At 61.0% G+C, this 9024-nt stretch carries 11 protein-coding genes and 1 tRNA gene; 7 read left to right on the forward strand and 5 right to left on the reverse strand.

The window, feature by feature from the left end; translation table 11 throughout:
- Nucleotides 1–2 precede the first annotated feature (2 nt).
- The 4 genes from F3J44_RS11490 to sohB form a co-directional block, all read right to left on the reverse strand.
- Nucleotides 3–548 carry a DUF4410 domain-containing protein gene (locus F3J44_RS11490; RefSeq protein WP_167272416.1) on the reverse strand — a complete coding sequence of 182 codons (546 nt, stop codon included), beginning with the start codon at nt 546–548 and terminating at the stop codon, nt 3–5.
- A gap of 99 nt (nt 549–647) precedes the next feature.
- Entirely contained in the window at nt 648–1490 is an 843-nt protein-coding gene (locus F3J44_RS11495; protein WP_167272417.1) for a S24 family peptidase, read from the reverse strand.
- A gap of 390 nt (nt 1491–1880) precedes the next feature.
- A tRNA-Cys gene (locus F3J44_RS11500) sits at nt 1881–1954 on the reverse strand.
- Between the two features lie 154 nt (nt 1955–2108).
- On the reverse strand, nt 2109–3128 hold the full coding sequence (sohB, locus tag F3J44_RS11505; protein ID WP_167065105.1) for a protease SohB: 1020 nt from the start codon (nt 3126–3128) through the stop codon (nt 2109–2111).
- Nucleotides 3129–3323: 195 nt separating this feature from the next.
- Between sohB and F3J44_RS11510 the strand changes: the two genes are divergently transcribed.
- From F3J44_RS11510 to F3J44_RS11525, 4 genes are all read left to right on the forward strand, one after another.
- On the forward strand, nt 3324–4034 hold the full coding sequence (locus tag F3J44_RS11510) for a histidine phosphatase family protein (RefSeq protein WP_167272419.1): 711 nt from the start codon (nt 3324–3326) through the stop codon (nt 4032–4034).
- 56 nt (nt 4035–4090) lie between these two features.
- Nucleotides 4091–4408 (forward strand): SCP2 sterol-binding domain-containing protein, encoded by a 318-nt coding sequence (locus F3J44_RS11515; protein ID WP_167065111.1) that lies wholly within the window; start codon nt 4091–4093, stop codon nt 4406–4408.
- Nucleotides 4409–4591: 183 nt separating this feature from the next.
- Nucleotides 4592–5659 carry a phosphotransferase family protein gene (locus tag F3J44_RS11520; protein WP_167272421.1) on the forward strand — a complete coding sequence of 356 codons (1068 nt, stop codon included), beginning with the start codon at nt 4592–4594 and terminating at the stop codon, nt 5657–5659.
- A 23-nt stretch (nt 5660–5682) separates the two neighbouring features.
- A complete protein-coding gene (locus F3J44_RS11525) occupies nt 5683–6450 on the forward strand; it encodes an SDR family oxidoreductase (RefSeq protein WP_167065117.1) in 768 nt (255 codons plus the stop codon).
- 152 nt (nt 6451–6602) lie between these two features.
- Here F3J44_RS11525 and F3J44_RS11530 read toward each other — a convergent pair whose 3' ends face one another.
- Nucleotides 6603–6953, reverse strand: coding sequence for a hypothetical protein (locus F3J44_RS11530; RefSeq protein ID WP_167272423.1), 351 nt, complete (start codon nt 6951–6953; stop codon nt 6603–6605).
- A 178-nt stretch (nt 6954–7131) separates the two neighbouring features.
- Here F3J44_RS11530 and F3J44_RS11535 point away from each other — a divergent pair, with 178 nt between their 5' ends.
- The 3 genes from F3J44_RS11535 to F3J44_RS11545 all read left to right on the forward strand — a co-directional run bounded on the left by F3J44_RS11535 (nt 7132) and on the right by F3J44_RS11545 (nt 8949).
- Entirely contained in the window at nt 7132–7272 is a 141-nt protein-coding gene (locus tag F3J44_RS11535; RefSeq protein WP_240158327.1) for a hypothetical protein, read from the forward strand.
- A gap of 73 nt (nt 7273–7345) precedes the next feature.
- A complete protein-coding gene (locus F3J44_RS11540; RefSeq protein WP_167065123.1) occupies nt 7346–7738 on the forward strand; it encodes a glycine zipper domain-containing protein in 393 nt (130 codons plus the stop codon).
- 209 nt (nt 7739–7947) lie between these two features.
- Complete coding sequence (locus F3J44_RS11545) at nt 7948–8949, forward strand: TerC family protein (RefSeq protein ID WP_167272427.1); 1002 nt, start codon at nt 7948–7950, stop codon at nt 8947–8949.
- The last annotated feature ends 75 nt before the right edge of the window (nt 8950–9024 follow it).

Consider the following 9024-nt stretch of genomic DNA (forward strand, 5'->3'; position numbering starts at 1 on the left):
TGTCAGTTCGATTTAGCGGTCTTAATGTCACTGATAATTTTCTGGGAAATAGCCTCGGCCTGCTCTTTGGTCATGGCGGACATCACGCCCTCCCAGGCAGAGGAAGAAGTATCGTAAGTTCGAGTGCCAATCAGTTTTTGGGATTTGAGGTATGAGTACTCGGCGCTCGAATTGATCCAAGCATTGCCGACCATCACACCCGCTCCGTAGCGCGCGCCAGGCGTCAAGTATCGGAAGTTTGTGACGTTGATTCTGACGCAGACGGCCTCGTTGATGTCGTCTTGGGCTGCTTTCTCCGCAGCCAGGTTGAAGCCTGCCCGGCTGGCCTCGACTCGCAGGGCCTCATTCCACTCCTGCTTGAGGCGCAGCCAGTCCTCGTTCTGCTGGACCTTCTCAGTCCCTTCAAGCGTGACAACCAGATTCTTCTTGGCGCCTTCTTGAATGACCAGCTTATCGGTTCCGCCGCTTTTGACCGATGCCGCGCAGCCGGTGAGCATTGATACAGCAGTTGCGCAGGCGAGCAGAGCAGCGAGTTTGAGGCCTTTCATTGAATTTCCGTATCCCTAGTGTTGAGTTGTGGCCTGCCGTCCATCACAGTCGTTCAGGCTGTTTCGAGTATGAAGTGGGCGTTGATCATGGCTGAGCCATTACACAAGGTGAGCATTCCAAACCAATAGCACCTTGGCCTGGATGTACGTCTCCTCCCGACGAATCATCCGATCCTTGTGCTTCGGGTTGTCCGAGATCATCTCGAAGTACTCTTCGTCAGCGATCTGCAGCCGTTTGATGTACTCGTGCCCCCCCCAGGAGAAGTAGTAGATCCCGTCGCCGGCAAAGCCGCGGATGCTGACGTCGACGATGAGAGGGTCGCGGTTCTTGATCGTGGGCGCCATCGACTGGCCCCAGCCAGTTACCAGCTTCAGGTGGTAGTGCTCTTTGAACTCGACGCCCAGTTCGCGCAGGTGCCGCGGGCTGACCCGCACATCCTGAAGCATCTCGGGGAAGTCATGGGTCTGCTCCCCGCCACCCATTGCGCCGCGCACGTCGTAGTGAGCGATCCACACCTCATCACCAACCAGGCCTGGTCGGTTGAAATCCGCCTTTACGACGCCGCTGTCGACCGGATTGATCACAGAGGCTGGCTCCTCGGCCGCGGCCAGCAGTCGCTGACGGGTCTCCTCAGGGATTCCTTTTCCGCTTTTCGCGAGCATCTGTTTTACCAGGTCAGCAGCCGACAGCTTGCTGTCCGCGGCTTCGCTCTGCAGCTGCGCTTCGACACCAGAAGGGATTGAGTCGAACCAGCCTCTCGGCAATCCCTCAACTTCCTCAATCCGGCGCGCTACGTCGTCGCCCAGATTCTTCGCCGTCTTGTCGGACAGGATCTGGCTGAGGTGCGCAGGTGCCATCCCCCAGCGCTCTGCGCAGGATCCCTTTCTCTGGCTGCCGATCAGCTTGACCAGGTTGTGCTTGCGAATCTCGTAGATATCCATGGCGCGAAGAATGCCAGCGTTTAGCTCGATGCTAAATGTGCGCAAAGCTAAATCATTTCCGCTCGAAAATTAGCCATAAGCTAAATCTCTCCATATATGCAAGGAGAACCCACATGAATGATCACCTCCGCGAATGGTTGGCGAGCGCGACCAATGAGCGTCGGTGTGATGTCCAGAATCCATATAAAATGAGTATCTGTTCCTGCTGAGCACGAGCCCACGCTACTACTTCGACCAAAGCGCAATTCGTGAGCCGGCGATGGCCAGCGCGATCACCAGGTGGAGGCAGTGGTCATTCCGACCAAGTGGGGGGCTGATGCGGAAACGATCAGGTTTTCTATGGCCCAAAGAAAAACCCCGCAGACGTTAATCTGCGGGGCTTTCGAATGGTGGAGGCCGAGGTCGGAATCGAACCGGCGTAGACGGATTTGCAATCCGGAGCATAACCACTTTGCTACTCGGCCTCAAAGGTTGGATCTAGCTGCTTGCGCTTTGCTATCTCCTTGAAACGCTGAACCTTTTTCAAAGTTTGCTGCGTTTCGATGGGCGCCATTATGTCCGCATTCGTTTCACCTTGCAACCCCCTGAATGAAAAAAAATTTCAACGGGCTCAAGGTGTTAGCGCCAGCGGCTGAGTTTACTCCACAAACCGACCACGGTGTTCTCCAGCGTACCGCTGGCCGCCATGCCGATGCGCTCCTGCAAACTCTTGCGCTCGGCATAGTGCAGGTGGAACAGGTTGGCCGTGCGGGCGCGGTCGCTGAGGTATTCGTCGCTGGTCTGCAGCGCGTCCACCAGCTTGCGGTTCAGCGCAGCGACGCCGAGCCAGACTTCACCGGTGGCCACTTCGTCGATGTGCAACTGCGGGCGGTAGCGGGAAACGAAATCCTTGAACAGCTGGTGGGTGATGTCCAGGTCTTCCTGGAATTTCTCCCGGCCCTTCTCGGTGTTCTCGCCGAACACGGTCAGGGTGCGCTTGTATTCTCCGGCCGTCAGCACCTCGAAATCGATGTCGTGCTTTTTCAGCAGGCGGTTGACGTTGGGCAACTGGGCCACCACGCCAATCGAGCCGAGGACGGCGAACGGCGCACTGACGATCTTCTCGCCGATACAGGCCATCATGTAACCACCGCTGGCGGCAACCTTGTCGATGCACACCGTCAACGGAATACCGGCCTGGCGAATACGCGCAAGCTGGGAAGCAGCCAGGCCATAGCTGTGCACCAGGCCTCCCCCGCTCTCCAGGCGCAGCACCACTTCATCACGCGGCGTGGCAAGGGTGAGCAACGCGGTGATTTCGTTGCGCAGGCTCTCGGTGGCCGATGCCTTGATATCGCCATCGAAGTCGAGCACGAACACCCGGCTCTTTTCGTCGGCCTTGGCCTTTTTCTGCTGCTTTTGCTCCTTGGCCTGCTGCTTGCGCAGGGCCTTGAGCTCGGCCTTGTCGAACAGGCCGCTTTCCAGGCGCTCGCGCAGCTCTTTATAGAACGTATTCAAGCGCGTGACCTGCAATTGGCCACCGGCCTTGCGTCGGCCCTTGCCGCGCAGCCCGGCAATGGCCGACAACACCACCAGAATGGCAATCACCAAAGTGGCGGTTTTAGCGAGAAAGCTTGCGTATTCGGCAAGAAACTCCACGTTGACTCCTTAATAACCTGCGCCCGTTCGGCGCGAAACTGAACCAAGCATACCGGTGCGCCCGTGCCCTCGCCAGCCGAGGTAAACGCTGGCAACACAGTTCAAACAACCTTTTCAAACGCTTGTATGTTTTTTCGTTGACAGCCTGTGTGGGGCATCCTAACCTCGCAGCAACCTCCAAAGCCGGATACCTCCGTGGGCAACCTCTACCTGATCCGCCATGGCCAAGCCTCTTTCGGCGCTGACGACTACGACGTCCTGTCGCCAGTGGGCGTGCGCCAGAGCCAGGCACTGGGCGAACACCTGGCCCGGCTTGGCCTGCAACTGGACCGCTGCGTGGCGGGTGACCTGCGTCGTCAGCAGGATACCGCGCTGCTGGCCCTGCAAGCCCTGCAGCACGAAGGCTGCGCGATTCCGCCCATTGAGACTGACGCAGCCTTCAACGAGTTCGATGCCGACGGCGTGATCCGCGCCCTGTTGCCGGCCTTGCTTGAGGATGAGCCCCAGGCCCGCGACATCCTGCGCAACGGCGCACAGAACCGTGGCGAGTTCCAGCGCCTGTTCGCCTTGATGGTGCAGCGCTGGCATGCCGGCGAGCACCCAGGCGATGGCCTGGAAACCTGGCAGGTATTCACCGCCCGGGTACAGGCCGGCTTGCAGCGGCTGCTGGACGCCGCCGGCAGTGGCGACAACATCGCCGTCTTTACCTCCGGTGGCACCATTGCCGCCCTGCTCCACCTGGTCACCGGCATCACCCCCAGTCAGGCCTTTGCGCTGAACTGGCAAATCATCAACACGTCGCTCAGCCAGCTGAAGTTCCGCGGCCGCGACGTGGCCCTGGCTTCCTTCAACAGCCAAGCCCACGTGCAACTGTTGAGGGCGCCGGAGCTCATCACCTACCGTTGAGCCCGGCCTGTTTTGTCCCTGCGGGGATATGAATACCACTCTATAAGGAATGCACCATGACCTCCGTAGCTGATGCCGTGAAAAAGATGCAAGAGAAGTTCAACCCATCCGCAGCCGCTGGCCTGGACCTGGTGTTCGGCTTCAACATCACCGACGAAAACAAGCACTACGCGCTGATCGTCAAGGACGGCACCTGCGACCTGCAGGAAGGCGAAAACCCGGATGCCAACTGCACCCTGGTAATGGACAGCGAAACCCTCAAGGGTATCGTCAGCGGTGAAACCGACGGCATGCAGGCCTTCATGGGCGGCAAGCTGCGCGTCGAAGGCGACATGATGCTGTCGATGAAACTCAGCGAGCTGTTCCCTTCCTGAGTGGCGGGCAGCACGCGAGCACGAAAAACCGAAGCCTGAGTGGCTTCGGTTTTTTTTGCCCGGCATTCGGGGCAGTGATCGACCGGCAACACCCTTGCCTATATGGCCCTGGCACGCTTGTTCCAAGCAGGCAAGGCCATTAGATTAGCCAATAGTCGTTGCGACAGAAAATAAGGAAAACGCATGACGCTCACCGACCAGTCCACCCAGGTACGCCCCGGCGAAGAACTCGACGCGGCCGTCATCGATCCTTACCTCAAGGCCACCATCGCCGGCCTGAGCGGCCAGCCGCGCATCAGCCAGTTTCCAGGTGGCGCCTCCAACCTCACGTATCTGGTGAGCTACCCGGAGCGCGAGTTCGTGCTGCGCCGGCCACCGTTCGGCCAGAAGGCCAAGTCGGCCCACGACATGGGCCGCGAATTTCGCATCCTCAACCAGCTCAACCATGGCTTCCCTTACTGCCCCAAGGCCTATGCCCATTGCACCAACACCTCGCTGATCGGCGGCGAGTTCTATGTGATGGAACGGGTGAATGGCATCATCCTGCGCTCGGACATTCCTGCCGAGCTGGGCCTGGACCCTGCACGCACCGAGGCCCTGTGCAAAAGCTTCATCGACCGGCTGGTTGAACTGCACCAGGTCGACTACGAGGCCTGCGGCCTGGCCGACCTGGGCAAGCCACAAGGCTATGTGCAGCGCCAGGTCGAAGGCTGGGCCAGCCGCTACGAAAAGGCCCTGACCCCCGATGCACCGCGCTGGGAGCAGGTAGTGGCCTGGCTCCACGCGAAAATGCCCGCCGACCACCCGCGCCCAGGCATCGTGCACAACGACTACCGCTTCGATAACGTGATTCTCGATGCCAACAACCCCATGCGCATCATCGGTGTACTGGACTGGGAGATGGCCACCCTTGGCGACCCGCTGATGGACCTGGGCAACAGCCTGGCGTACTGGATCGAGGCCAGCGACCCGGCCCCGGTGCAATTGATGCGGCGCCAACCGAGCAACGCCCCGGGCATGCTCACCCGTGCCGAGTTCGTCGCCTATTACGCCGAGCGCGCAGGTATCGAACTGGAAAACTTCGATTACTACTATTGCTATGGCCTGTTCCGCCTGGCCGGCATCGTGCAGCAGATCTACTACCGCTTCTACCACGGCCAGACCCAGGACAAACGCTTCGCCCAGTTCATCCACATGAACCGCTTGCTGGAGCAGATGAGCCTGCAGGTCATCGGCAGATCTCCCCTTTGATGCCAGACAACAAGGAAAACAGCATGTCCAAGACCCACCTGTTCGACCTCGACGGCAAGATCGCCTTCGTCTCCGGCGCCAGCCGCGGTATCGGTGAAGCCATCGCCCACCTGCTGGCCCAGCAGGGGGCCCATGTGATCGTCTCCAGCCGCAAGCTCGACGGCTGCCAGCACGTGGCCGAGGCAATCATCGCCGCCGGCGGCAAGGCAACCCCGGTTGCCTGCCACATCGGTGAGCTGGAACAGATCCAGCAGGTGTTCGCCGGCATCCGCGAACAGTTCGGGCGCCTGGACATCCTGGTCAACAACGCCGCCACCAACCCGCAGTTCTGCAACGTGCTGGACACCGACCCGGGGGCGTTCCAGAAGACCGTCGACGTCAACATCCGCGGTTACTTCTTCATGTCGGTGGAAGCCGGCAAGCTGATGCGCGAAGGGGGTGGCGGCAGCATCATCAACGTGGCTTCGATCAATGGCGTGTCGCCGGGGCACTTCCAGGGCATCTATTCGGTGACCAAGGCGGCGGTGATCAACATGACCAAGGTGTTCGCCAAGGAGTGCGCAGCGTTTGGCATTCGCTGCAACGCCCTGCTGCCGGGCCTGACCGACACCAAGTTCGCCTCGGCGCTGGTGAAGAACGAAGCGATCCTCAAAACCGCGCTGCAGCAGATTCCACTAAAGCGCGTGGCAGACCCTTCGGAAATGGCCGGGGCGGTGCTGTACCTGGCCAGTGATGCGTCCAGCTATACCACCGGCACGGCGCTCAACGTGGACGGTGGCTACCTGTCCTGAGCGAGGTGGCGCAGGCCAGCAGCCGCGCCGCCATCCCCTTGTAGGAGCGGGCTTGCCCCGCGAACACCGGCGAAGCCGGTGCCACGCACCGCGCCGCCTGCTTCGCGGGTCAAGCCCGCTCCTACAGGGTTATCTATAATTGCTGGCCGCCGTTACAGGCAGGTCGCCGCTGCAGCCCGGCGCTGCAAGGCCACGCCATCGTTCTTCTGCGCGTAGTAATCCACGTGGGTTCCGCCCGCCTGTGGGTACACGTCGACGAACGACTCGGCCTCGCGGGTATACACCGTCAACCCGCCCTGCTTGCGCGGCTTCAGGTAGCCACTGGCGTCATCGCCGAACACGTCCTCCTTCTGCCAGCTGAACTGAATGCACTGGGCAACCAGCTCCGGCGCCTTGCGCGAATCGAGCTGCGCGGTCGGTTTGCCGGCGCGCGCCGTGTCCATGGCCGCGCTCGCGCAACCAACCAACACCAGCGCCGCAGCCATCGGCAGAATTGCTCGCATGTTCCATCCTCGGGGCAAAAAAAGAACGCGACTCTAGCATTGGCCAGGCACAGCGCGCAGCTGCCAGAGCGCCATTCATCCTTGGCCCGACAAAATATTGCGCGGCTAGGAAACCAAATGGATCGTTTCCAGTCTCAGGATGTGTCCCGTAAACCTTTGCGGATCAAGGACCTATATTGTGAAGACTCGCTTTGCCGGCCTTGCGCTGACGGCCACCGTGCTGCTCCTGTCGGGCTGCTATCACCATCATTACCGTGATGACGGCGGCTGGCGCGATGACGATGATCGTCAGTGGCGCGGTGACCGTTACGGGCGCTGAGGCGTCTTTACCCCCCTGACCCGCCGCCCGACCGTGCGGCATTCAACCTGATGACTCCTTCGAGGTTTCTAACATGCGTCTGACTCTACCTTCCCTCGCCCTTGGCCTGCTGCTGTGCCAAGGCGCTTTCGCCGGTGACGGTACCGCCGCCATCGGTGGTGGCCTGGGTGGTGTTCTGGGCAACGTGGTCGGCCAGCAACTCGGTGGCCGCACCGGCGCCGCCATCGGTGCCGGTGTCGGCGGTGCAGCCGGCAGCGCCGTAGGCGCGCGCAAGGGCAACCGCACCGAAGCCGCCATCGGCGGTGGCCTGGGCTCGGCCGGCGGTTCGCTGCTGGGCGGCAGCGTCGGCGGCAAGGCCGGCTCGACCATCGGCGCCGGCCTCGGCGGTGCAGCAGGTGGCGCCATCGGCAACCACCTGGGTGACAGCAACAGCAGCAAGAAGCACCGCCGCCACCGTCACCGCTGACCGATTGCGTACGGCCAGGCCGGCCCCCTCGTGGGCCGGCTTGTTGCATTCGGGCAAAGAAATGTAACAGCTCAATCCTCGGCATCACAGGCAAACGGGGCTAGTCTCAGCCCATGTGATACCGGGCCCCTCTGACGGCTGCCACGCCGTGATGTCGGATCACTGCTGCCACATCACGGGCAGCCACGTCGATCGATCAGGAGGGGCTCATGACAGCTCTGCAAGCATTTCTCACCACACCGTTTCTCGGCACCAGCACTTGGTTGTGGCTGGTTTTCATGGCGGTCGTCATCGGCTTGCTGGTACTGGACCTGGGCATACTGCACCGCCAGGACCGCGAGATCGAAATGCGCGAAAGCCTGCTGTTGTACTCGGGCTATTTCAGCGTTGGCGTGCTGTTCGGCGTATGGGTCTGGTATCAGCTGGGCGCGCAGTCGGCGCTGGAGTTCTATACCGGTTTCCTGGTCGAGCAGTCGTTGTCGATGGACAACGTGTTCGTGATGGCAATGATTTTCGGCTTCTTCGCCATTCCCCGCCGCTACCAGCACCGCGTGCTGTTCTGGGGCATCCTCGGCGTGGTGATCCTGCGGGCGATCATGATTGGCGTGGGCGCGGCGTTGGTGCAGAACTTTGAATGGGTACTGTATATCTTCGGCGCGTTCCTGCTGTTCACCGGGGTGAAAATGGCCCTGTCCAAGGAAGACAGCCAGCCGGACCTTGCCAACAACCCGATCCTCAAATTCGTCCGCCGGCACCTGCGGGTCACCGACCAGCTCCATGGCTCGCACTTCTTCGTGCGCCTTACCCCGCCAGGGCAGAGCAAGGCCCTGCGCTATGCCACCCCGCTGTTCCTGGCCCTGGTACTGATCGAACTGGCCGACCTGGTGTTTGCCGTCGACAGCGTGCCGGCGATCTTCGCCATTACCCAGGACCCGTTCATCGTTTATACCTCGAATATCTTCGCCATCCTCGGCCTGCGCTCGCTGTACTTCGCCCTGTCGGCGCTGATGCACCGCTTCGTGTACCTGAAGTATGCGCTGGCGTTGGTGCTGATCTTCATTGGCTGCAAGATCTTCTACCACGGCATGGTCGGCAAGGTGCCGGCGTTGCTGTCGCTGGGGGTGACGTTCGGGTTGTTGCTGGGTGGGGTGGTGGTGTCGCTGATCAGGACGCGTGGGCAGAAAAAGGACGAGCCGCAGTTGAAGGTTTGAGGTTGCCTGTACTGGCCTCTTCGCGGGGCAAGCCCGCTCCTACACCAATCCCTGTAGGAGCGGGCTTGCCCCGCG

The organism is Pantoea sp. Tr-811 (genome assembly GCF_011752535.1).
GTDB lineage: Bacteria > Pseudomonadota > Gammaproteobacteria > Pseudomonadales > Pseudomonadaceae > Aquipseudomonas.